At 67.0% G+C, this 21,363-nt stretch carries 23 protein-coding genes; 10 read left to right on the top strand and 13 right to left on the bottom strand.

Annotated elements, in window-relative coordinates:
• The first annotated feature begins 52 nt into the window (after positions 1-52).
• From ACNQS7_RS31835 to ACNQS7_RS31825, 3 genes are all read left to right on the top strand, one after another.
• Positions 53-1,006 carry an SDR family oxidoreductase gene (locus tag ACNQS7_RS31835; protein WP_418015700.1) on the top strand — a complete coding sequence of 318 codons (954 nt, stop codon included), beginning with the start codon at positions 53-55 and terminating at the stop codon, positions 1,004-1,006.
• Between the two features lie 52 nt (positions 1,007-1,058).
• Positions 1,059-2,111, top strand: coding sequence for an SAM-dependent methyltransferase (locus ACNQS7_RS31830; protein ID WP_418016237.1), 1,053 nt, complete (start codon positions 1,059-1,061; stop codon positions 2,109-2,111).
• An 81-nt stretch (positions 2,112-2,192) separates the two neighbouring features.
• A complete protein-coding gene (locus ACNQS7_RS31825; RefSeq protein WP_418015699.1) occupies positions 2,193-2,804 on the top strand; it encodes a hypothetical protein in 612 nt (203 codons plus the stop codon).
• 5 nt (positions 2,805-2,809) lie between these two features.
• Here the strand turns inward: ACNQS7_RS31825 and ACNQS7_RS31820 are convergent, their stop codons facing one another.
• Both ACNQS7_RS31820 and ACNQS7_RS31815 read right to left on the bottom strand, forming a co-directional pair.
• On the bottom strand, positions 2,810-4,654 hold the full coding sequence (locus tag ACNQS7_RS31820; protein ID WP_418015698.1) for an Hsp70 family protein: 1,845 nt from the start codon (positions 4,652-4,654) through the stop codon (positions 2,810-2,812).
• A gap of 92 nt (positions 4,655-4,746) precedes the next feature.
• Positions 4,747-5,832 (bottom strand): dihydrodipicolinate reductase, encoded by a 1,086-nt coding sequence (locus ACNQS7_RS31815; RefSeq protein WP_418015697.1) that lies wholly within the window; start codon positions 5,830-5,832, stop codon positions 4,747-4,749.
• 131 nt (positions 5,833-5,963) lie between these two features.
• Here ACNQS7_RS31815 and ACNQS7_RS31810 point away from each other — a divergent pair, with 131 nt between their 5' ends.
• Both ACNQS7_RS31810 and ACNQS7_RS31805 read left to right on the top strand, forming a co-directional pair.
• Positions 5,964-6,320: an MmpS family transport accessory protein gene (locus tag ACNQS7_RS31810; RefSeq protein WP_418015696.1), complete on the top strand. Its 357-nt coding sequence runs from the start codon at positions 5,964-5,966 to the stop codon at positions 6,318-6,320.
• A gap of 73 nt (positions 6,321-6,393) precedes the next feature.
• Complete coding sequence (locus ACNQS7_RS31805) at positions 6,394-7,698, top strand: cytochrome P450 (protein ID WP_418015695.1); 1,305 nt, start codon at positions 6,394-6,396, stop codon at positions 7,696-7,698.
• Here the strand turns inward: ACNQS7_RS31805 and ACNQS7_RS31800 are convergent.
• Positions 7,688-8,287 carry a class I SAM-dependent methyltransferase gene (locus ACNQS7_RS31800; RefSeq protein WP_418016235.1) on the bottom strand — a complete coding sequence of 200 codons (600 nt, stop codon included), beginning with the start codon at positions 8,285-8,287 and terminating at the stop codon, positions 7,688-7,690. The genes ACNQS7_RS31805 and ACNQS7_RS31800 overlap by 11 nt on opposite strands.
• 90 nt (positions 8,288-8,377) lie before the next feature.
• Here ACNQS7_RS31800 and ACNQS7_RS31795 point away from each other — a divergent pair, with 90 nt between their 5' ends.
• Complete coding sequence (locus tag ACNQS7_RS31795; RefSeq protein ID WP_418016234.1) at positions 8,378-9,673, top strand: MFS transporter; 1,296 nt, start codon at positions 8,378-8,380, stop codon at positions 9,671-9,673.
• A 120-nt stretch (positions 9,674-9,793) separates the two neighbouring features.
• Here the strand turns inward: ACNQS7_RS31795 and ACNQS7_RS31790 are convergent, their stop codons facing one another.
• Both ACNQS7_RS31790 and ACNQS7_RS31785 read right to left on the bottom strand, forming a co-directional pair.
• On the bottom strand, positions 9,794-10,552 hold the full coding sequence (locus ACNQS7_RS31790; RefSeq protein WP_418015694.1) for a potassium channel family protein: 759 nt from the start codon (positions 10,550-10,552) through the stop codon (positions 9,794-9,796).
• A gap of 5 nt (positions 10,553-10,557) precedes the next feature.
• Positions 10,558-11,256, bottom strand: coding sequence for a haloacid dehalogenase type II (locus ACNQS7_RS31785; protein ID WP_418015693.1), 699 nt, complete (start codon positions 11,254-11,256; stop codon positions 10,558-10,560).
• A gap of 15 nt (positions 11,257-11,271) precedes the next feature.
• On the opposite strand from ACNQS7_RS31785, the gene ACNQS7_RS31780 reads away from it, so the two are divergent.
• Together ACNQS7_RS31780 and ACNQS7_RS31775 are read left to right on the top strand one after the other, a co-directional pair.
• Complete coding sequence (locus ACNQS7_RS31780; protein ID WP_418015692.1) at positions 11,272-11,655, top strand: YidH family protein; 384 nt, start codon at positions 11,272-11,274, stop codon at positions 11,653-11,655.
• On the top strand, positions 11,652-11,972 hold the full coding sequence (locus ACNQS7_RS31775; RefSeq protein WP_418015691.1) for a DUF202 domain-containing protein: 321 nt from the start codon (positions 11,652-11,654) through the stop codon (positions 11,970-11,972). Before ACNQS7_RS31780 ends, ACNQS7_RS31775 begins: the two co-directional genes overlap by 4 nt.
• Positions 11,973-11,982: 10 nt before the next feature.
• Here the strand turns inward: ACNQS7_RS31775 and ACNQS7_RS31770 are convergent, their stop codons facing one another.
• The 6 genes from ACNQS7_RS31770 to ACNQS7_RS31745 all read right to left on the bottom strand — a co-directional run bounded on the left by ACNQS7_RS31770 (position 11,983) and on the right by ACNQS7_RS31745 (position 16,790).
• Complete coding sequence (locus ACNQS7_RS31770; RefSeq protein ID WP_418015690.1) at positions 11,983-13,554, bottom strand: protein kinase domain-containing protein; 1,572 nt, start codon at positions 13,552-13,554, stop codon at positions 11,983-11,985.
• A gap of 48 nt (positions 13,555-13,602) precedes the next feature.
• Positions 13,603-14,349 (bottom strand): hypothetical protein, encoded by a 747-nt coding sequence (locus tag ACNQS7_RS31765; protein ID WP_418015689.1) that lies wholly within the window; start codon positions 14,347-14,349, stop codon positions 13,603-13,605.
• Positions 14,350-14,458: 109 nt separating this feature from the next.
• Positions 14,459-15,142: an Rv3717 family N-acetylmuramoyl-L-alanine amidase gene (locus ACNQS7_RS31760; RefSeq protein WP_418016233.1), complete on the bottom strand. Its 684-nt coding sequence runs from the start codon at positions 15,140-15,142 to the stop codon at positions 14,459-14,461.
• 103 nt (positions 15,143-15,245) lie between these two features.
• Positions 15,246-15,533: a hypothetical protein gene (locus tag ACNQS7_RS31755; RefSeq protein WP_418015688.1), complete on the bottom strand. Its 288-nt coding sequence runs from the start codon at positions 15,531-15,533 to the stop codon at positions 15,246-15,248.
• A gap of 31 nt (positions 15,534-15,564) precedes the next feature.
• Complete coding sequence (locus tag ACNQS7_RS31750) at positions 15,565-16,194, bottom strand: hypothetical protein (protein WP_418015687.1); 630 nt, start codon at positions 16,192-16,194, stop codon at positions 15,565-15,567.
• Between the two features lie 155 nt (positions 16,195-16,349).
• Complete coding sequence (locus ACNQS7_RS31745; protein ID WP_418015686.1) at positions 16,350-16,790, bottom strand: DUF6636 domain-containing protein; 441 nt, start codon at positions 16,788-16,790, stop codon at positions 16,350-16,352.
• A gap of 138 nt (positions 16,791-16,928) precedes the next feature.
• Between ACNQS7_RS31745 and ACNQS7_RS31740 the strand changes: the two genes are divergently transcribed.
• The gene (locus ACNQS7_RS31740) at positions 16,929-20,207 is read left to right on the top strand and encodes a helix-turn-helix transcriptional regulator (RefSeq protein ID WP_418015685.1); all 3,279 of its coding nucleotides are present in this window, start codon (positions 16,929-16,931) and stop codon (positions 20,205-20,207) included.
• 113 nt (positions 20,208-20,320) lie between these two features.
• Complete coding sequence (locus ACNQS7_RS31735; RefSeq protein WP_418015684.1) at positions 20,321-20,722, top strand: DUF6636 domain-containing protein; 402 nt, start codon at positions 20,321-20,323, stop codon at positions 20,720-20,722.
• 75 nt (positions 20,723-20,797) lie between these two features.
• On the opposite strand, the gene ACNQS7_RS31730 is transcribed toward ACNQS7_RS31735, so the two are convergent.
• On the bottom strand, positions 20,798-21,145 hold the full coding sequence (locus ACNQS7_RS31730; RefSeq protein ID WP_418015683.1) for a type II toxin-antitoxin system PemK/MazF family toxin: 348 nt from the start codon (positions 21,143-21,145) through the stop codon (positions 20,798-20,800).
• Positions 21,132-21,359: a ribbon-helix-helix domain-containing protein gene (locus tag ACNQS7_RS31725; RefSeq protein ID WP_418015682.1), complete on the bottom strand. Its 228-nt coding sequence runs from the start codon at positions 21,357-21,359 to the stop codon at positions 21,132-21,134. Before ACNQS7_RS31725 ends, ACNQS7_RS31730 begins: the two co-directional genes overlap by 14 nt.
• Between the last annotated feature and the right edge of the window lie 4 nt (positions 21,360-21,363).

Below are 21,363 nucleotides of genomic sequence, written 5' to 3'. Positions count from 1 at the left end.
AGGGGACACTGTTTGCGACCACAGACGCAGCAACCGGACAAGGAGTTCTCAGATGGCCAACGATCTCGTCGCCACGGTGCCCGATCTGACCGGCAAGCTGGCGGTTGTCACCGGATCCAACAGCGGCCTCGGCTTCGGCCTGGCCAAGCGCCTGGCCGCGGGCGGCGCCGACGTCGTGATGGCCATCCGCAACCAGGGCAAGGGCGAGGCCGCCATCGAAGAGATCCGCAAGTCGGTCCCCGACGCCAGCCTGACCATCAAGCCACTGGACCTGTCATCGCTGGACTCCGTCCATGCCCTGGGCGCCCAGCTCAACGCCAACGGCCGCCCGATCGACATCCTGATCAACAATGCCGGTGTCATGACGCCACCCGAGCGCGACACCACCGCGGATGGCTTCGAATTGCAGTTCGGCAGTAACCATCTCGGACATTTCGCCCTCACCGGGCAGGTGTTGCCGCTGCTGCGCGCGGCGCGGGCCCCCCGCGTGGTGTCGTTGAGCAGCATCGCCGCGCGCCGTGGCCGCATCCACTTCGACGACCTGCAGTTCGAGAAGTCCTACGCCTCGATGGCGGCCTACGGACAGTCGAAACTGGCGACGCTGATGTTCGCCCGCGAACTGGACCGGCGCAGCCGCCAGGGCGGCTGGGGCATCACGTCCAACGCGGCGCACCCGGGACTCACCAAGACCAACCTGCAGATCAGCGGACCGTCACACGGCCGGGACAAGCCGGCGCTGATGCAGCGTCTGTATACGACGTCCTGGAAGTACGCCCCGTTCCTGTGGCAGGAGATCGACGAAGGCATCCTGCCGGCGCTGTACGCGGCCGTCACCCCCGGCGCCGAGGGCGGCGCGTTCTACGGACCGCGCGGGTTCGCCGAGGCCGCCGGCGGCGGGGTCACCGAGGCAAAGATACCCAAGCGGGCCGCCAATGATGATGACTGCAAACGACTTTGGGAGATCTCGGAAAGGCTCACCGGTGTCAGCTACCCCGCGCCGAACTGAGCAGCCCAGGGTCCGCCTGCCCGAATCGAGCGTGGTGGTGCGGCCCGAGCCGATGGAATCGGCGACCTACACCCAGTCGTCACGGTTGCAGGCGGCCGGACTGCTGCCCGCCGTCGCGCTGTTCGAGCAGGCGGCCCAACAGGTCCCGTTGCCCAGACCGCCGCAACCGGTCGTCGTCGCCGACTACGGTGCTGCCACCGGCCACAACTCGCTGAAGCCGATGGCCACCGCGGTCGAGGTGTTACGCGCTCGCACTCGCCACGATCACGCCATCCTGGTGGCGCACACCGATGTGCCCGAGAACGACTTCACCGCCCTGTTCCACACCCTGGCCGACGACCCGGACAGTTACCTGAACAATGACGCGGCCAGTTTCACCTCCGCCATCGGCCGCTCCTTCTACCAGCAGATCCTGCCCACCGGCACGGTCAACCTCGGCTGGTCGTCGTGGGCGGTCCAGTGGCTGAGCCGGGTGCCCGAGGGCGCCCCGGAGGTCGCCGACCACGTGCAGGTCGCGTTCAGCAGCAACACCGATGCCCGGCGAGCCTATGAGCACCGGTCGGCGCTGGACTGGAATGACTTCGTCGCCTTCCGGGGCCGGGAACTGTGTCCCGGTGGCCGGCTGGTGGTGCTCACCATGGCCCTCGATGAGGACGGAGAGTTCGGTTACCGCCCACTGAACGAGGCGCTGATGGCGACGCTGGAAGAGCTGGCCGAGCACGGCCTGGTGCGACGGGAAGAGGTGCGGCGCATGGTGATTCCCGTGGTGGCTCGCACCGAGAAGGATTTCCGCGCCCCGTTCGCACCGCGCGGCTGGTTCGAAGGTCTCACCATCGAGCAGCTCGACATGTTCAATGCCGACGACCGGTTCTGGGCCAGGTATCAAAAGGATTCGGACGCAGAGGCTTTCGGCGCGCAGTGGGCGGCGTTCGCCCGGGCCGCGCTGTTTCCGACCCTGCGGGCGGGTCTGAGCGGCGGGTTCGACGATCCGCGCGGAGTGGACTTCATCGAGCAACTCGCGGCCGGTGTCGCCGAGCGTCTGGCCAGGGCGCCCGAGCCGATGCGGATTCCGCTGGCGTCCCTGGTGTTGGCAAAGCGGCAGTAACGGGAGTTTCGGCTCGACGCCGATGTGGTAACCCCCACATTGGGTCGGGTCGCATAGCAACTCCATAAGGGGGCCACACGTATGAGCGCGCACGAGGACGAATCGGCTGGTCAGGACGACAGCAACACCGATGACGGTGCGGTGAGTACGGCCGAGGCCGACGAGAATGACGACGACAGCAACGACGGCGTCCAGCAATCCGGCGAGAAGCCCGAGCCGGACGAGGATGCCAAAGAGAAGGCCGCCGAGATGATGACGGCCTACGAGGACAAGCCCACTCTGGTGATGCCCGGTTCCGGCAAGACCATCACCGGTACCGCGGTCAACGAATGGCTCGACGACGACGGCAACCCGAAATACGCCGAGGACGACGATTCGCCTGCGGCCAAAGCCAAGTCAGAGGGGTCCGAGGCCAGCGATAAGAAAGAAGACAAGACCGACGACGCGCCCGCCGAACAAAGCGGCAACGACGGCGACAACGAAGACGGTAGCCGCGCGAAGAACACCGCCGAGAGCGAGCGGGCCGCCGACGCCGACGAAAATGCCGAGGACGAGAACAAGTCGCTCGAGGAGCTGCAGGAAGAGGCGGAGCAGCGCGTCAAAGACAACATGGAGAAAGACAAGGAATTCAACCAGCAGATCATCGAGGCGACCAAGCAGGACCGCGAGGACCGCGAGAAGGCTGGTACGTAAACCGGTCAGCCGGCCTTCGGCACGTGGCCGATTCCGGGGATCTGCGGTAGCCCCGGAATCTGCGGTAGCTGCGGGATAGCAGGGGGCGCAGGCGGATTCGGGTTGGCGGGTCCCGGCAGCTGCGGGATTTGCGGCACCGGCGGTGCGGTGGTCACCGGCGGCTGGGTGGTGACGGGCGGTTGGGTGGTCACCGGCGGTGGGACCGTGGTGGTCACCGGCGCGGGCGCTTCGCTGGTGGGCGGCGGCGCCTGAGAGGTCTGTACCGGTTCCGGAGCCTGAGTCTGCGGGGGTGGCGCGGGCGCTTGCGTCGTCGGTGCGGGCTCGGGCGTCGAGGCCGGCGGCGGCTCGGAATTGGTGCTCTCGGTGGGCGCAGGCGCAGAACTGCGGGGCGTGGTGTTCACGCCAGGAGACTTGGTGCCTTTACTGCCGTGCGAGGTCAACCCGATCGCCACCGCAGTGCCGACCAGCAGCACCGCCACGATGGTGCTGATGATGATCACCGCCGGCAGCCTGTACCAAGGAATAGGCGAGGCCTTGCGCTCGGGTTCGGGTCGCTCTTCGTGCTCGAACTTCATCTGCGGCCGGGCGGCTGTGTAGCCGGAGCCGGAGCCGGAGCCGGAACCCGACGCAACCGCAGGCATCACCCGCGACTCGTCCTGGGCTTCCGACCAGGCCAGCGCGGGTTGCATCGCCGACACCGCAGCCGCGTCGGGCACGTCGTGGAATTCCTCGACGGGGGGCATTTCCGGCGCCGGAACCAACGGCGCGGGGGGCGCGGCCGGCGTCAACGTCGTCGCGCTGACGTCGGCGGGGCCGCGTGCCGCGCGTAGCGCCCCACCGATGGCGGCGGTCAGTTGCGGGCGCGGCGTGGTGATCACCGGCACTCCGAACCGTCCGGACAGCGACGTGGTCACCGCCGGGATGTTGGCGCCGCCGCCGAAAGAGACGATCGCGACCAAACCGGTTGCGTTGCGGCGCAACGATTCTTCGAGGACGCCCAGTACCCCGGTCAGCGAACCGCGGATCGTCTCCTCGAGTTCGTTGCGGGTCAGCCGGATCTCCCCGCGCAGTCCCGGCACCTCTTCGGCGAGTGTGGTCGCCGTCGTCGCGGAGAGCCGCTCTTTGGCGCCGCGGCAGGCGGCCCGCAGCCGCGTCAACGAACCGATCGCGGCGGTGGCCGACGGGTCGAAGGAACCCGTCGCAGGCATCTCGGACATGACGTAGCTCAGCAGCGATTGGTCGATCAGGTCGCCGGAGAAGTCGTGATGCCGGACGGTCGGGCCCAGCGGCTGGTAGTCGGCGCCGGCGTCGATCAAGGTGATGCTGGTTCCGCTGCCACCGAAATCGCACACCGCGACGGTGCCGCGCGCCGGAATTCCCGGGTTTGCCCGCACCGCGAACAACGCAGCCGCCGCGTCGGGGATCAAGGTGACCGGCGTGGCCTGGTGCGACCATTCCGCCACCCGGCTCACCGCGCCGCCCAACGCGTCGACCGCCGTCGGCGCCCAGTGGGCCGGATAGGTCACCGCGACGTTGTCGGGCAGCGCGCGGCCCCCGGTGGCCGCGTAGGCCAGCGCCCGCAACCCGTCGGCGACCAGGGCCTCGCTGCGGTGCACCGAACCGTCGGCCGCCACGATGCCGACCCGGTCGCCCACCCGGTCGACGAAGTCGGTGATCACCAGACCGGGCTCGTCCAGCCGGGGATTCTCCGAGGGGATCCCGACCTCGGGCGGACGCTGCCGGTAGAGGGTCACGACGGGCTTGCGGGTGAGGGCGTGGTCGGGCGTGACGGCGGCGAGGTTGGTGGCACCGATCGACAGGCCCAGCGCGGGCCTAGCTCCATCTGCCATCTGGACTCACCCCCGTGTCCCCCGACTCATTTTCTCGGTAAAACCTATAGGCATTCTCAGTATCGGCTATGCGCCGGCTGTATGAGCGCTGGTCAGCGGATCGTACCCGCGCCTGGAATGAGTGGCAGATCCAGCGCGGTGACCCAGCCCGGGGACAGCTCGTTGACCGCCGGAACGGCGTTGAGCGCCCGCAGGCCGGTGGCCAGGCATCCGGCGGCCGCGGCGTCCCGGCCCGAGCCGTCGGTGAAACGGAACGCGGTTTCCTGGAAGATGCTGGGCGTGCCTTCGATGTCCACCCGATAGACGTCGTTGTCGTGGCCCGTCGGCCAGTCCGGGGCGGCGTCGAGCCCGATGCGGTTGACATGCTCGAGCTGGATCCGCGTCTCGCCCTGGTAGAGCCCGTTGATGGTGAACCGGACGGCGGCGACGTTGCCCGCCTTGATGACCCCCTTGGCCGACTTGCGGTCGGTGGGCGTCACCCACTTGTCCCAGGTCGTGGTCATCTCGTCGAGCATGATGCCGGCGGCGTGCGCGATCATCGGCACGGTGGCGCCCCACGCGAAGATCAGCACGTCGCGGTTCTCCAGCATCGGGCTGAACTCGGGTTCACGTCCGATGCCCATCTCCCGCTCGTAGTCGCCCTCGTAGTTGGTGTAGTCCAGCAACTCGGAGGCGCGCACCCGCTTCACTTCCGAGCACAGGCCCATCAGTGTCATCGGGAACAGGTCGTTGGCGAAGCCGGGGTCGATGCCGGTGGTGAAACACGACGCCTCCCCCAACTCGCAGGCCTGGGTGATGGGGGCGATCCAGTTGGGCGGGTTCTGCGGCATGGTCGGCCAGATCCACGGCGTCATCGCCGTCGAGCACACATCGACACCGGCGCGCAGGAAGCGGGTGATCAGCGAGATGTTGTCCTTGGCGTGCATCGCGGTCGGTCCGTAGTGCACCAACGCGTCGGGTTTGAGCGCGATCAGCGCGTCGACGTCGTCGGTGGCGGTGACGCCGACCGGTTCGTCCAGACCGCATATTTCGCCGACGTCGCGGCCCACCTTGTCCGGGTTGCTGACACCGACACCCACCAACTCGAAGAGCGGGTGCTTGACGATCTCCGGGATCACCATCCGGCCCACGAAGCCGGTGCCCCACACCACCACTCGCTTAACGCCACTCTGCGTCATCGATCAGCCACCTCTTTCGGTTATCCGCTTCACCCTAAGCGTGTGGCGAAGTGACATCTAGCGGCAGACCGCGCGAGCGGTACCGGGACTGACTCTGGTGTGGCGCGGCGGGTGATGACACGATGACAACCATGACCATTCGTCGTGCAGCTTCGATCCTGATTGCCACCGGCACCGCCTTCGGCGCCACCTACGGTGTGGCGCACGCGGATCCTTTCCTTCCGCCGGGCGCATTCCCGCAGGTTCACTACGAGGTCACTGGCACCGGCATGGCCGAGTACATCTCGTACCAGACCCAGCACGGTCAGCAGCGAGCGGTGAACGTGCCGCTGCCGTGGTCGACGGACTTCCAGGGCTTCGGTGGCCAGGTCTACGTGCTGAGCGCGCAGGGACAGGGCACCATCGCGTGCAAGATCGTGGTGGACGGCAACGTGGTCAATGACGCGCACTCGACGGGGACGCCCGGACACACGATGTGTTCGCACTGACGCGGCCTCGCGCTGAGGCGGTCTAGGCTCGCCGGTGGCACCTCCTCAACGGTGAGGAGGCAAAGGAGGATGCATGGACCTCAAGACTGACGCGCACTCGGGACTCAAGCCCAGAGCGAACGGGACGCCTCCGCCCGAGATACCGCTGGCCGACATCGCGCTGGGCTCGCTGGATTTCTGGGCACTCGACGACGACTACCGCGACGGCGCCTTCGCCACCTTGCGGCGCGAAGCGCCCATCTCGTTCTGGCCCGCAATCGAGATGGAAGGGTTCACCGGCGGCAACGGGCACTGGGCACTGACCAGGCTGGACGACGTGTTCTTCGCCAGCCGCCACCCGGAAGTGTTCAGCTCCAGCCCCAACATCACCATCAACGATCAGACGCCGGAACTGGCCGAGTACTTCGGCTCGATGATCGTGATGGACGATCCACGCCACCAGCGGCTGCGTTCCATCGTCAGCCGGGCGTTCACGCCGAAGGTGGTGGCCCGCATCGAAGCCTCGGTGCGCGATCGCGCCCACCAGCTGGTGACCTCGATGATGGCCAACCACCCCGATCGGCAGGCCGACCTGGTCAGCGAGATCGCCGGGCCGCTGCCGCTGCAGATCATCTGCGACATGATGGGCATCCCCGAAGAAGACCACCAGACGATCTTCCACTGGACCAACGTCATTCTCGGCTTCGGCGACCCCGACCTGGCCACCGATTTCGGTGAGTTTCTTCAGGTTTCGATGGACATCGGCGCCTACGCGACCAAGATGGCCGAGGACCGTCGCAGTTCGAGCGCAGATCATCACGACGACCTGACCACCGCCCTGGTGCAGGCCGAGGTGAACGGCGAGCGACTGTCGTCGTCGGAGATCGCGATGTTCTTCATCCTGCTGGTGGTGGCCGGAAACGAGACCACTCGCAACGCGATCAGCCACGGGGTGCTGGCGCTGTCCCGCTTCCCCGGGGAACGGGACAAGTGGTGGGCGGACTACGACGGCCTGGCCCACACGGCGACCGAGGAGATCGTGCGGTGGGCCTCACCGGTGGTGTACATGCGGCGCACCCTGACCCGTGACTTCGAGCTGAGTGGCACCAAACTGGCTGAGGGCGACAAGGTTTCGCTGTGGTACTGCTCGGCCAACCGGGACGAGGCGAAGTTCGCCGACCCGTGGCGGTTCGACGTGGCGCGCAACCCCAACCCGCATGTCGGGTTCGGTGGCGGCGGTGCCCACTTCTGCCTCGGCGCCAACCTGGCCCGCCGCGAGATCCGGGTGGTGTTCGACGAGTTGCGCCGCGAGATGCCGGAGATCGTAGCGACGGCAGAACCCCGGCGGCTGCTGTCCCAGTTCATTCACGGCATCAAGGTGTTGCCGGTTAGCTGGTGAGGTCGCAGACGATCAGCACCCGCGTACAGGCCGTCAACCACTTTGGTGATTGCCAAATCCTGTGCACGCTAACGGCCCTCGTGGCCAACCAGGCCAGTGCCTGGCGGTACTCGTCCAGGCGTGCCGGTCGGAAAGGGTACCGGTGGGAGCGGGTGAACGCCCGCACCTGCGCCTGCAACGCAAGCTTGCCGACCAGGCCCTCGGGCATGTCCTCGAACACCAGGATGCGCCGGCGCGCGACGCGTTCGCATTCGGCGGTCAACCTGACCGGGTCCTGGCTGTGGTGCAACACCTCGCTGAGGATGACGTGGTCGAACGAGTTGTCCGGGAAAGGGATTGAGGTGCCGTCGAATTCGGTGAACGGAATGTCGGCCTTGCGGGAGTCCGTGACGTCGATGCCGTGCGGCGCCACCCCGTACCTGTCGCGCAGATAGACCGACAGCAACCCGGTGCCGCAACCGACGTCCAACACGCTGTCGCCCGCTGCGACGAACCCCTTGAGGGCTTCGGCTTTTTGGCGGGCCTGTTCGTGTGACCGTGCGGAAGGCTGCATGACATGCTGGGCTTCAAAGAGGCGGCGGTGGAACATCTCGGCCAAAACTAGCACGGTGATAACGCCTGGCAGTGGTTGCGCGTGGAAGGAGGCGCCGTGAAGGTCAGGCGTATTGCGTTCGCGTGCATGGTGGGTACCACCGTCGAGTTCTACGACTTCTACACCTACGGTACCGCCGCGGCTCTAACGTTCCCAACAGTCTTCTTCCCGAACCTGAGCCCGGCCCTGGCGACGATCGCTTCGATGGGGACATTCGCCGCCGCTTTCGTGTCGCGGCCCTTGGGCGGAGCCGTGTTCGGTCACTTCGGCGATCGGGTCGGGCGCAAGAAGACGCTGGTCGCGACGTTGCTGATCATGGGTTTGTCCACCGTGGCAGTGGGTCTCACGCCGGGTGCGGCGACGATCGGTGTCGCGGCGCCGTTGATCGTGCTGATGCTGCGCCTGTTGCAGGGGATCGCGGTCGGCGGCGAGTGGGCCGGATCGGCCTTGCTGGCAGCCGAATACGCACCGGCGGATCAGCGCGGCCGTTACGGCATCTTCACGGCCGTCGGCGCCGGGATCGCGATGGTGCTGACCGGCGTGACCTTTCTGCTCGTCAACGCCACCGTCGGCGAGGCCAGCCCGGCGTTCCTCAGCTGGGGATGGCGAATTCCGTTCCTGCTCAGCGGTTTGCTGGTCGCCTTCGCGTTGTACGTGCGGGTCAGCATCGAGGAGACCCCGGTGTTCACCGGCCAGACCGCCCTTCCGCGAATGCCACTCGCGGAAGTCGTGCGACAGCAGTGGGGCACCGTGTTGCTGGCATCGGGCAGCTTTGTGGCGCTGTTCGCGTTCGTGTTCATGGCCGGCACCTATCTGACGGGTTATGCCCACAGCCAATTGGGCCTGTCCCGCAACGCAATCCTGTTCGCCGGGTTGCTCGGTGGGCTGGTGTGGACGGCGGTGGTGCCGGTCTCGGCGGGCTTGTCGGATCGGGTCGGGCGCCGACCGGTCATCCAGGCTGGGTGGGCTTTGGGCTTGCCGTGGTCTTTCGCGGTGCTGCCGTTGATCGACGCCGACAACGCGACGTTGTTCGCGGTGGCGATCGCCGGAACGTACGGGATTGCCGCGTTCGCCTACGCTCCGATGACTTCCTTTGTGCCTGAGTTGTTTACGACGTCGCACCGCTACACCGGCGCGGGGCTGGCGATCAACATCTCCGGCATTCTCGGCGGCGCCGTTCCACCGCTGATCGCCGAACCGCTCAGCGTGCGCTACGGCAGTTGGAGCATCGGTCTCATGCTGGCGGCGCTGGTGGTGATGAGCCTCTGGTGTACCTACCGGCTCCCGGAGACCCGAGGGACATCTCTCGACCCAGTGATAGCGCCGGCGCTATCAAGTTCCAGCGGCAGTCATGCCGAGCTCGGCCGAGACGCGAGTGACTGATGTGACGAGCTCGGCTGTCCGACACCCGCGCCGGGTGCAGTGGACTCGAGTCACATCCGTCACTCTCGTCTCTGCAAACCAAGGCATGATGCGGTCGCGATCGTGATAGCGCCGGCAATATCACCGGCCCGCGGGATGGGCGGCCTTGGCGCCCGATTCAGCACGGGTCATCCGCAGCTGTTCCGCCAACTCCCGGATCTCACCGCGGAGTTCTTCGATCTGCGCCGCGGTCGCCACCTGATTGGCCGTGTCGGTTTCGGAAACCCGCTGCACGATCCACGAGGCCAGCGACCCGGTCACCACACCGATCAGGGTGATGCCGCCCATCATCAGCAGGACCGCGACCACGCGTCCGGTCACGGTGAGCGGATAGAGATTGCCGTAACCCACGGTGGTCACCGTGGTGATGGCCCACCACACCGCCTTGCCGAAGCTGTTGATCGTGGTGCCGACCTGCTGGCGTTCGGCGTCCAACACCGCCAGCGCACCCGTATAGACCAACAGCAGGACCCCGGACACCGTGTAGATCAGGATCTGCCCCCGCACGGCGTGACCGACGGCCTTCTGCAACACGCCCAGCAGCACGATCAGGCGCACCATCCGTAACGGCCGCAGGAACGGTAGTAAAACGATCAGCAGGTCGACGATGTGCAGCAGAAACCATTCGCGGCGGTTGTCCGCCAGCACCAGGCGCGCGAAGTAGTCCCCGACGAACATGGCCCAGGCAACCCAGCACAGGAACCACAGGATGCGCGCCTCGGACCCGTGTGGCCGGGCCAGGATCTGCACCGAGTACATGATCAGGAAGGCGACGGCTACCGCGGCCAGCGGCCACTCGGTGCGCTGCCTCCACAGCTGTTCCTTGGAGAGAGAGTGCATGTGCCTCACCCTACGAGCTGGTCGGCGAGATCGGCGAAATCACAAGCGTTGACGTCGAACTCGTCTGAGTAAGCAACGTCGGCCACACCGTCGGCGCCGAATTCGAGCGGTCGCGCGATGAAGGCGGTCCGGAATCCGAGTTGGGCGGCGGCGCGCAGGTCGTATTTGTGGCTGGCCACCATCATGATGTCGCCGGGTGGCAGGCCGAGGTATGTGGCCGCCATCCGGTAGGCGGCCGGATCGGGTTTGAAGACCCCGGCCATCTCCGCGGTGAAGATCGCGTCCCAGGGCAGGCCGGCACGCTTGGACATGTTGATCACCGCGCTGACGTCGGCATTCGACAGCGTCGCCAGCACGTAGGTGCTGCGCAGCCGGGTCAGCCCCGCCACCGCATCCGGCCAGGGACGCAATCGCTGCCAGGCCAGGGCGAGCTCGTCACGCTCGGCGGGCGTGAGGTCGGTGAAACCGGCGCCGGCCAGCACCGTGTCCAGGACGTCCCGGTATACCGAGTGCACCGAAACCCAGGTGTCCTGCTTCGGCCGGCGTTCCAGGGCCGCGAAGTAGCCGGCCCGCCAATTGCGGACGACCTCGGGCCAATCCACGCCGGAGTCACGGCCGGCGCTGATGCGGCGCGCCTCGTCGCACACCGTCGAGTGAAAGTCGGTCGCGGTTCCCTGGACATCGAATAACAGCGCCTTGAGCACCCGACCGAATCTACGATGTGCACCGTGGCTACCGATGGTCCCCCCGAAGACGTCATCGAAGAGCAAGAGCCCGACTACCGCTTCACCCTCGCCAACGAGCGAACGTTTCTGGCCTGGCAGCGCACCGCGCTCGGCCTGCTCGCGGCCGCGGTCGCGCTGGTGAACTTCGTCCCGGAACTGGTGGTCGTCGGGGCGCGGCGGATCATGGGCATCGGACTGGCCGCACTCGCGATCTCGACGAGCTGGACCGGATTGCAGCGCTGGCGCCAGGCCGACCGCGCCATGCGCCGCGGGGAGCCGCTGCCGCGGCACCCTTCCCCCGGCCTACTGGCGATCGGGCTCATCGTGCTCGGGGTGATCACCCTGAGCATGGTTATCGCGAAGGTATTCCTGGGTTGACCGGCCCCACCGGCCCAGGCGGGCCCGAAGAACGTACGACGCTGGCCTGGTCCCGGACGTCCTTCGCGTTTCTGGTCAACGGAGTGCTGCTGGCGCTGAAGGACGTTCATGGCGCCGGGCACCGGCTGGGCGCGCTGCTACCGGCCGGGGTGGCCTGCCTCGCCGCATCGGTCACCTATGTGATTGCGCTACGACGTCAGCACACGCTGGCCCAACGCCCGTTGCCGACGCCGCTCACTGCGCGCCGGCAGGTGTACATCATCGGGCTGGTGACCCTGGTACTGACCGTCACCACCGCGATTGCCGCACTGCTGTAACGCTTTTGGGCTACCACAGGTAGACGACGGCGTCCTTGCCGCCGGTGCACCTGATCCAGGGGTTGGCGCCGTCGCCGGCGCACTGCATCAGGAAGTTCGCCGCGTTTTTCGGGTCGCAGTTCGCCCCGGCGACGGTGAAGCAGTCGACGGCTCCGGGCGACGACACGGTGCGGGCGCCGTTGGTGGCGTTGTTGTAGGTGTTCCAGTACGCATGCAGTACCGCGTTGGCGAAGTAGCACGACGTCTGCGGCGAGCCGCGTCCGCCATGTGAGCCGTATCCGGTGACGTTCATCTGGAAGCCCTGATCGCAGCTCTGGTGGTTGGCGCTCTGGTCGGGCCCGGTCACCAGCGGCGGCGCCGCGCTGGTCGGCCGCGGCGGGATCGGCTCCGGCGTCACCGTGGACGTCTCGCCCGAGTACGGCGGGATGGTCGGCGGGACGGTCGCTGTCGACGCCGCGGGCGTGTCCTCTTTCTTCGCCAGCAGTCCGACCACTGCGCCGATGCCGCCGAGGATCAACACCGCGCCGAGGCCGATCACGACGGGAGTCAACCAGCGACGCTGCGGTGTCGCCGGCGTCGGAGCTGTGCTGGGGACCACCGGCTGGGGCCCGGAAGGGAAGGTCTGCGGGTACATCTGCTGGACTGTCGGCGGCTGCTGAGCCGGCTGATGCGGGGGCGGTGGCGGTGGCGGTGGCGGTGGCGGCCAGGATGCCGGCCGGGTCGGCGACTCGTCCGTCGGGTCGACCGCGGTGCGCACCCCGCTGCGCAGCGCCCGCTCGGCCGCCCGCCCGAACGCGCCGGCGCTGCCGTACCGATCGTCGGGTTCCTTCGCCATGCCGCGCGCGATGACCTCGTCCAGCGCCGCCGGAACGCGAGGGTTCGTCAGGCTGGGCCGCGGCGGTGGTGCCGACAGGTGCGCGGCCACGAAGCCGCCCTGCGACTCGGCGGGGAAGGGAAGCTGGCCGGTCAGCGCCTCGTACAGCACGCACGCCAGGGAGTAGATGTCGGCGGACGGCGTGATGTCCCGGTCGGAAAACCGCTCCGGCGCCATGTAGGCCCAGGACCCGACGCGCATATTGGCCGCGGTAAGCCGGGTGTGCTCCCCCATGGTTTCGGCGATGCCGAAGTCGACCAGGTAGGCGAAGTCCGCCGGGGTGACCAGGATGTTCTGTGGCTTGACGTCCCGGTGCACGAGCCCTTCGGCGTGGGCGGCGTCGAGTGCCGCGGCGATCTGCGCGACGATGGCGACGGCGCGCGCGGGCTCCAGTGGACCGCTGGCAAGCAGGCCCTCCAGGTCTTTGCCGCGCACCAGGCGCATGTCGATGAACAGCGAGCCGTCGATCTCGCCGAAGCCGTGAATCGGAATGACGTGGGGTTCCTGCAGTGTTGCCGCGGCGTGCGATTCGCGCTCGAATCGGGTGCGGTATTTGCGGTCGTTGGCAAATTGTGTATTGATGATCTTGAGGGCGACGGTCCGGCCGATCTGGTTGTCGTAGGCCTCGTAGACCTCGCCCATGCCGCCCTTACCGACGACACCGGTGATCGTGTATTTGCCGAAAGTCGTGCCGACGCGCTGGTCCACCGCTTGAGCCCTCCTCCGTAGGGATTATGCGGCACCTTGGCGAGATGTCTAAGGGTTTCCCGGGCACTGCCCGGCGGGCAGCTGCGGGAGATGGGCGCTGAGCCAGACGGTGGCTTCGTCGAGGGCGCGGGTGCCGTCATCGAAAGATCCTGACGCGGGCTCGGCCGCGAGGGCGACGGCCAGTCGTCCCGAGTTGACGATGCCGATCTGGCGCACCAGGTATCTGCCGGCCGGCGACGGACCCCAGCCACCCTTGAACTGCGCGCCGGGCAGCGCGCCGAGGCCCCAACTTTGTTGTGGCGCAATCTGTCCCATCAACGCGAAGATCGGGTCGTTCCGCTTGTCGCAGAACGCCCGCGCGGTGAAGTGCGCCTGATTCGACAGCGACCAGATAGTCTGGCCGAACGCGGTGAATTCCGGTCGCAGCTTGCGTGATTCGACCACGGTGGGGTCACCGGTCTCGCCCAGCACCTCCTGCACTTTGCCTGCGGCGGTGACCGGATCGCCGAGCTGCTGCCAAAGTGCTTCGGCCGCTGCGTTATCCGATTCGGTGATGGCGGCCGTCATGGTGGCGGTGACCTGGTGTTGCTGGCGGTAGGCGGCGATCGCGAGTGGCACCTTGATGGTCGACCAGGCCGGGCCCTGCGGCCAGTCGCCATAGGTCGTGGGTGGCTCGGTGCTTCCGACGGCGGTGACAGCCAGTCCCATCGTGGTGTTGAGGCGCGCAGCCAGTTGCGCGAATTCCGCGGCTAGGTCGGCGTTCTGCGGCGGCGGTGCGCTTCGGGGGGACGTCATCGGTTGCCTTTGCGGAGCGGGTACGTGCCGGTAGGTGTAGACGGCGGTCAAGGTCACAATCGCGGCCGCCACAACCAGTGTTGCGAAGACCGCGATCGCGGTGCGGAGGCTAGCCCGCCTTGGCTTGTAGATAGGCGACGATCCCTTGGGTCACGGCGGACGCGTATTTCGCTCGGCCGTCGGCACTTTCGATCTGGGCGGCGTCCTCGGCGTTCTTCATGTTGCCGAGTTCGACGAGCACGGCCGGGTATTGAGCCAGGTTCAGCCCGGCGAGGTCGGCGCGACCGTACAGGCCGTCGGAGCCGATGTAGTTCGAGGGTTGAAAGCCGGCGGAGATCAGGGCGGACCGCATCGCGTTGGCGAGTTTCATGGCACCGCCGGATTGGGCGTCGTTCAGCGGCGGGCTGGAGTAGTTGACGTGGAATCCGTGTCCGGAGGCGGGTCCGCCGTCCGCGTGGATGCTGACGATCGCATCCGGGTGCATCGCGTTGGCGCGGGCGGCGCGCTCGTCGATGCAGGGGCCCACGGAGCCGTCGTCGCCTCGGGAGAGCTGGGTGTTGACGCCCATGTTCTGCAGGTTGGCCGCGACCATGGTGGTGACGTCCCAGGTGAACGCGTGCTCGGGGTAGCCGTCGCCGGCCGCGGTGCCCGAGGTGTTGCACGGCTTGGTGCCGCCCCGGCCATTGGGCACCTGCTGGTTGATCGACGCGTCGGCGACGGCGTTGTGGCCCGGGTCGAGGAAGACGCTCATGCCGGCGATACCGGCGGCGGATGCGGGCGGGACGGTGACCATGGCGGCGAGAAGAAGCGGTGCTGCGGCGGCGTATTTCAGCACGTCGCGCCTGGGATATCGGCTCACCGCGCGATGGTAACAACCGTGGCCGGCTCGGCGCCCTTCACCTGCGACGGCGCACCTGGCGCATCAGCTTGGCTCCTTCGATGCCGTAGACACCGCGGTCGTCGCCTTGCAGCACCCAGCGGTGCTGTTGGTCGGCGCGGGCGGTGAGAGCGGCGCGGTAGCGGGCGTACTCGGCCTCGCGTTCGGCGTACCAGCGGGCGATGGCCCGGGCCAGGAAGAAGAGGCCGACCAGGGCCGCCGCGCCCAGAATCCACCAGATGAACTTAATGATGAAGCCGATGACCAGCAGTAGGCCGAACACCGCTCCGAATCCGCCACGCTCCATGGCACGCAAGCTACTGCGAGCCACCGACAACTCAGCCGATCCGCCCGATCGCCAGTTGCGCGAACCGTTTCAGGTTTGTACACGAACCAAACCCCTGGGTGACCCGGAGTATCCGCTCGCCACTCAGCAAGACCACCAGCGTGGTGGACGGCGGTGTGGTGGTCAATTCGTCGACGCAGGAGGCCTTGAGGCCGATGCCGCCGACCGCGTCGCCGGTGCCGGTGGCAAGCGCGAACTCGGATGACGCATCGACGGCGAACGCGCCCGAGGTCTGCAGGTCGACTTCCACACCATCCCCGACGTCGTGTGGCTTGTCGTAGATGCACGCGATGTCGACCGAGCCGGGTTCCGCGCCCAAAGGTTCGCCGTTCACCGGGCCGCCCATGATGCCTGCGGCCTCGGTCGCGGTCACCCAGTCGCAGGGCCGGAATGCCGGCGGCTCCGTCGGGTCTACTTCGGCGAGTTCAACGGTGACCGCATCCCCGCGACTGACCGGCGTTCCGGTCGCGGGCGATACCGCGACGATGCGGTAGATCTTTTCGGCGGGCCTTGCCGGATGGTTGAGGGGGTCATGTCCATCCGGTGCCACCGACTTGAGCTGGTAGCACTCCAGGGCCCCATCCTTGGCCTGATACAGAAGGCGCCCAACAACATTCGGCACCGGGCGAGGCCACGTCTGCGCATCGCAGAGCTGCTGCACGGTTTTCGGCCCCGCAGCCCCCGTCGCGGTGGGTCGCGGCACCGGGTGGCGTGCCGAACAGGCCGCACACACCAGCACGGCAAGAACGGCGATCACTCGGCGCGACATCATGGGTTTCAGCCCAGCTCGTAGGATTCCTGCGACACCCGGAAGAAGTGACCCGTGCCGGCGTCGCGACAGGTGATCCCGGATGGTTCGCTCTCGCACGTGAGGGCTCCGGTGGCACGGGATTGGCCGAAGTCGAGCACCGGCCGGTCGCCTGGCGGCATGTGCTGAGTCGCGCAGGCAAAGCCGGGTTGTTCGCCTTCGTTGAGCCGGAACTGATTTGCGGTCGGCGCCAGCGGGCAGCCCCAAATCGACTGGGCCGGTGCCACCCAGGTGTGGTCGGTGATCTCGCACAAGGCATGTGGCTTGTCGGCCCCGACCGAGGTGTACATCATGCAGCGGATGTTTCCCGACGGTGACTGAAACTCATAGCCGGCGTCGGCATGCGCCGTGGCCGGCACGGCGATCGTGGTCGCGACGGCGGCAATCGCCAGTATGGTGAACCTCTTCATGCGGCCACTCCTGTCATTGGGCTCGGCCAGTCAATGTGGTCGGGCTCGCTACCGATCCCAACATCTACGCGACGCGGACGATGTTTCTGCGCGATTGCGCCGATGTAGTGCGCGGCACGAGCGGCGATCCTGGCTAACATGAGCCAAAACATGGAGCTGACCTGGAACGATTTGGGCATGAGCGAGTCGCTACCGACCGGCACGGTGACGCTGCTGCTGGCCGACGTGGAAGGCTCCACCCGGTTGTGGGAAACCCAGCCCGAGCAGATGACCGCTGCGCTGGCACAGCTCAACCGCACCGTCAACCAGACCATCGCCGCCCACGACGGGGTGCGCCCGCTCGAACAGGGCGAGGGCGACAGCTTCGTCGCCGCCTTCGCCCGCGCCTCCGACGCCGTGGCCTGCGCGCTGGCCATACAGCTGGCTCCGCTGGCTCCGATCCGGGTGCGCATCGGCATCCACACCGGCGAGATCCAACTGCGCGACGACGCCAACTACGCGGGCCCCACCATCAACCGCACCGCCCGGCTACGCGACCTCGCCCACGGCGGCCAGACCGTGTTGTCGGGCGTGACCGAATCGCTGGTGATGGACCGCCTGCCCGACGGGGTGTGGTTCGCCGATCTGGGCAGTTACCCGTTGCGCGGCGTGCCGCGCCCCGAAAGCGTCGTGCAGCTGTGCCACCCCGACTTGCGCAACGAGTTCCCGCCCCTGCGGGTACGCACTGCCGTTGCCGCGCACAATCTTCCGGCTCAACTGACGAGTTTCGTCGGGCGCGCAACCGAGATGACGGAGCTGCACCAGCTCGTCACGAGCAATCGGTTGGTTTCCCTGACCGGCGCCGGGGGTGCCGGCAAGACCCGACTCGCGGTCGAGGTCGCGGCCGGTCTGACCTCCGAATTCGGCGACGGGCTGTGGTACGTCGACCTGTCCCCCGTCACCAATCCGGTTGTCGCGCCGGTCACCGTGGCGCGCACGCTGGGACTGACCGACCTACCCGGATGTTCCGCGGTGGACCTGGTGGTGAGATTCATTGCGGACAAGCACATATTGTTGGTCCTCGATAACTGTGAGCATCTACTCGAGGCGTGCGGGACCCTGGTCGTCGAGTTGTTGACGGTATGCCCGCAGTTAACCATTCTGACCACCAGCCGCGAACCATTGGGCGTGCCCGGCGAGCTGGGTTGGCGGGTACCCTCTCTTGGCATCGCCGACGAGGCCGTCGAGCTGTTCGAAGATCGGGCACGGCGCGCGCGCCCGGATTTTTTTGTGGGCGAACAGAACCGCCGACTTCTCGAAGACATCTGCGCTCGCCTGGATGGCATGCCGTTGGCGATCGAGTTGGCCGCGGCACGGATTCGTGCGTTGTCGCTGCAGCAGATAGCAGACAGCCTGCACGACCGGTTCCGGCTGCTGACCGGCGGCGCGCGCACCGCCGTGCGCCGACAGCAGACCCTGCGCGCCTCCGTCGACTGGTCACACGCACTGCTCACCGAACCCGAGCAGGTGCTGTTTCGCCGACTGGCGGCCTTCGCCGGCGGATTCGACCTCGACGCCGCTGCGGCCGTCGGCGCCGGCAACGAAGTCGAAAGTTACCAATTGCTCGACCAACTCAGCTTGCTCGTTGACAAGTCACTGGTCGTCGCCGATGACACCGGCGACGGAATGCGCTACCGATTGCTGGAGACGGTGCGCCAGTACGCCCAGGAGAAGCTCGGCGAATCCGGTGAGGCCGACCGGGTGCGCACCCGGCACCGTGACTACTACGCGCAGAGCGCGGCCGCCAAGGAGGCGCGTGGCCACGCCCACGACGAGCAGCTGTTGGCTTGGGCGAAGATCGAAATCGACAATCTGCGAGTAGCTTTCGCGTGGAGTCGAGAGAACGGTGAGCAGGAGACGGCGCTGCAAATCCTACTGTCGTTGCGGCCGTTATGGTTACGGGGCGGCCGTGTTCAAGAAGCGCTGTTCGGGTTGTCCGCAATCCTGGCTGAGGATCAGTCCCGACTGGCACCCGCGGTGTGGGTGGGCGCGGTGGCTCGTTACGCCATTCTGGCCGGGTTCGTCGGTTTCCCGGTGGAGCTCGGTCGAGCGCAGGAGGCGCTGGCGGTCGCGCGCGACATCGGCGATCCCGCACTGCTCAGAAAAGCCCTGATCGCATGCGGACTGATCGCGATCTACGTACCGGGCACCGCCGAGCCCTACCTCACCGAAGCGGTCGAACTGGCCCGCGCAGCCCACGATCAATGGAGTCTGTGCGAGATCTTCAGCTGCCAGGGGGTCGCCGCCGTGATGGCAGGTGAACCGGGTGTGGCCATCCCGGCCAACGAACAAGGACGTCAACTTGCCGATGCCATCGGCGACAAGTTCTTCTCCCAGAATTGCCGCGCCTGGCAGTGCATCGCCGTCACACTGCACGGCGACCCCGCCCGTGGTATCGCAATCGCCGAGTCCATGATCGGTGAAGCCGAGACCGACGGAGACTCGACCATGGCGGTTTTCGGCTATGTCACCCTCGGTCAGGCGCTGGCCTACCACGGCCAGCCGGAAGCGTCTCGCGCGGCCGCGCAGGCTGCGTTGGAAATAGCCGCCGCGATGGGTGCCTTCTTCCACGACGCGATGTATGCGGTATTGGCCTCTGGCGCCCTCGCGGCCGGCGACGCCGCGGCGGCCCGGACTGCGGCCGAAATGGCCTATCGGCAGAGCAATCCGATGCGCGAATTGTTCACCAGATGCATCACTCCGATGGCTGAAGCGTTGCAGGCCTGCGGCGATCTGGCGGCCGCCCGGCGCTCGGCGGACGAAACCTTGGCGGTGGTGCCGGGCTGCTATCGCATGCTGGCCTTGCTGGCCCGAGCCAATATTGCCCTGGCACAAGGTGAACCAGAACAGGCCGAACGCGACGCTCAGGAAGCCCTGACCGTTGCCGCGGATACCCAGGCCTTCATACGGGTGGACGACATTCTGGAGTGCCTCGCCTGCCTTGCGGCCGCGGAAGGGAATCACCCATACGCGGTGCGCCTATTTGGAGCCGCCGACGCGCAGCGGCGACGCATCGGGCACCCCCGCTTTCCCATGTACCAGGCTGACTACGACACTGCGGTGGCCTCAGCGCGGAAGGCTCTGCCACCCGACGATTTCGAAACCTGCTGGGCAGAGGGCGCCGCGCTGTCCATCGACGAGGCAATCGCGTATGCCCAGCGCGGGCGCGGCGAGCGCAAACGCCCGTCGACCGGCTGGGGGTCGCTGACGCCGACGGAGCTCGAAGTGGTGCGTTTGGTTCAGGAAGGGTTGGGCAACAAGGACATTGGTGCCCGGTTGTTCATCTCACCGAGGACGGTGCAGACCCACCTGACGCACGTGTACGCCAAGCTTGGGGTGACGTCACGTGTCCAACTCGCCCAGCAAGCGGGTCGCTAATCAGCGCGAGCAGACGCAAAATCACCGCGGAGCATCCGTTCCAGGGTGATTTCGCGTCTGTTCGGCGGGTGGGGCCGCGCGGAAGGTGCTAAGACCACACCATGCGAATCCTCATGCTCGCGCCTGTTGCGGCCGCAGCCGCCCTCGCGCTTCCGGCCACAGCCCACGCCGACCCGCAGAACTTCCGCACCCCGTCGGGCAACATCGTCTGCACCCTGGACACCACCGGCGCGGCGTGCGATATCAACGAGTACACCTACACCCCGCCGCCCCCGCCGGAGTGCGCCCAGCACATCGCCTGGGGCAACCGCTTCGTCCTCGACGCAGGCAAGCCCGCTGCGATTCACTGCCACGGCGACACCTTGGCTGTACCCGGCGAACGGACCCTGAACTACGGCCAGACCGCGTCAGCCGGAACCCTCAGCTGTATCAGTCAGGAGTCCGGCGTGAAGTGCACTGACAGCAGCAGCGGGCACTTCTTCGAGGTCTCCCGCGACGCCTTCAAGCTCGGCTAACCCTCGCGAGCAGACACTAACTCGCACAATTTCGCGCCGCAGTGTGCGAGTTTGTGTCTGTTCGCGGGTCGACAGTCACAGGTCGAGGTGCAGCCGGAGCGCATCGTCGAGCTGCGAAAGCTCGGTCGCGGAGATGCGGCCGAGCCGACGCCGGAACCGCTCGGCCGCAACGGATCTGATCTGCTCGGCCTGCGCCTTCGAATCGACCGTCAAACCCGTTCCGCCGGCGGTGAGTAGGACCTGGAACGGATAGACGGTGGCAACATTGCTCGTCACCGGCACGACGGTAACAATCCCACGCCCCAGTCGGGACGCGGTCACGTTCGCCCGATCATTGCTGACCACGACTGCGGGACGAATCTTGTTGGCTTCGCTGCCGCGAGATGGGTTGAAGTCGACCTGCCACACCTCACCGCGCAGCATCGCCTAGCCCGTCCTCAGTGGCGTCATCCCAGAGGTTGCTGTCGCCCGCCGACCACTCCGCCCAAGCTTTGCCGTAGTCCTCTTCGAGCGACGGGTGCCGCAGCATACGAATCGCTCGTTGTACCGCGGCTGATCGTGAGGGCAACCCGCTCTGCTGCACGTATTCGTCCAACACACGGACATCGTCCTCGGACAGGCTGACACTCAACTTCATCCGA

The sequence above is a fragment of the Mycobacterium sp. 23 genome (assembly GCF_048287075.1).
Lineage (GTDB): Bacteria > Actinomycetota > Actinomycetes > Mycobacteriales > Mycobacteriaceae > Mycobacterium > Mycobacterium gordonae_B.
Note: the sequence above shows the minus strand (reverse complement) of the source record. Positions and strands in the feature narration are given on the sequence as shown.

Coding starts and splice junctions, on each gene's coding strand:
- ACNQS7_RS31820 (WP_418015698.1), bottom strand. CDS start 4,654: ATGGCAGATGGAGCTAGGCCCGCGCTGGGCCTGTCGATCGGTGCCACC.
- ACNQS7_RS31765 (WP_418015689.1), bottom strand. CDS start 14,349: ATGACGTCCCCCCGAAGCGCACCGCCGCCGCAGAACGCCGACCTAGCC.
- ACNQS7_RS31790 (WP_418015694.1), bottom strand. CDS start 10,552: ATGCACTCTCTCTCCAAGGAACAGCTGTGGAGGCAGCGCACCGAGTGG.
- ACNQS7_RS31755 (WP_418015688.1), bottom strand. CDS start 15,533: ATGGAGCGTGGCGGATTCGGAGCGGTGTTCGGCCTACTGCTGGTCATC.
- ACNQS7_RS31740 (WP_418015685.1), top strand. CDS start 16,929: ATGAGCCAAAACATGGAGCTGACCTGGAACGATTTGGGCATGAGCGAG.
- ACNQS7_RS31835 (WP_418015700.1), top strand. CDS start 53: ATGGCCAACGATCTCGTCGCCACGGTGCCCGATCTGACCGGCAAGCTG.
- ACNQS7_RS31815 (WP_418015697.1), bottom strand. CDS start 5,832: ATGACGCAGAGTGGCGTTAAGCGAGTGGTGGTGTGGGGCACCGGCTTC.
- ACNQS7_RS31795 (WP_418016234.1), top strand. CDS start 8,378: ATGGTGGGTACCACCGTCGAGTTCTACGACTTCTACACCTACGGTACC.
- ACNQS7_RS31760 (WP_418016233.1), bottom strand. CDS start 15,142: ATGGTCACCGTCCCGCCCGCATCCGCCGCCGGTATCGCCGGCATGAGC.
- ACNQS7_RS31745 (WP_418015686.1), bottom strand. CDS start 16,790: ATGAAGAGGTTCACCATACTGGCGATTGCCGCCGTCGCGACCACGATC.
- ACNQS7_RS31830 (WP_418016237.1), top strand. CDS start 1,059: ATGGAATCGGCGACCTACACCCAGTCGTCACGGTTGCAGGCGGCCGGA.
- ACNQS7_RS31730 (WP_418015683.1), bottom strand. CDS start 21,145: ATGCTGCGCGGTGAGGTGTGGCAGGTCGACTTCAACCCATCTCGCGGC.
- ACNQS7_RS31800 (WP_418016235.1), bottom strand. CDS start 8,287: ATGTTCCACCGCCGCCTCTTTGAAGCCCAGCATGTCATGCAGCCTTCC.
- ACNQS7_RS31735 (WP_418015684.1), top strand. CDS start 20,321: ATGCTCGCGCCTGTTGCGGCCGCAGCCGCCCTCGCGCTTCCGGCCACA.
- ACNQS7_RS31725 (WP_418015682.1), bottom strand. CDS start 21,359: ATGAAGTTGAGTGTCAGCCTGTCCGAGGACGATGTCCGTGTGTTGGAC.
- ACNQS7_RS31805 (WP_418015695.1), top strand. CDS start 6,394: ATGGACCTCAAGACTGACGCGCACTCGGGACTCAAGCCCAGAGCGAAC.
- ACNQS7_RS31825 (WP_418015699.1), top strand. CDS start 2,193: ATGAGCGCGCACGAGGACGAATCGGCTGGTCAGGACGACAGCAACACC.
- ACNQS7_RS31810 (WP_418015696.1), top strand. CDS start 5,964: ATGACCATTCGTCGTGCAGCTTCGATCCTGATTGCCACCGGCACCGCC.
- ACNQS7_RS31780 (WP_418015692.1), top strand. CDS start 11,272: ATGTGCACCGTGGCTACCGATGGTCCCCCCGAAGACGTCATCGAAGAG.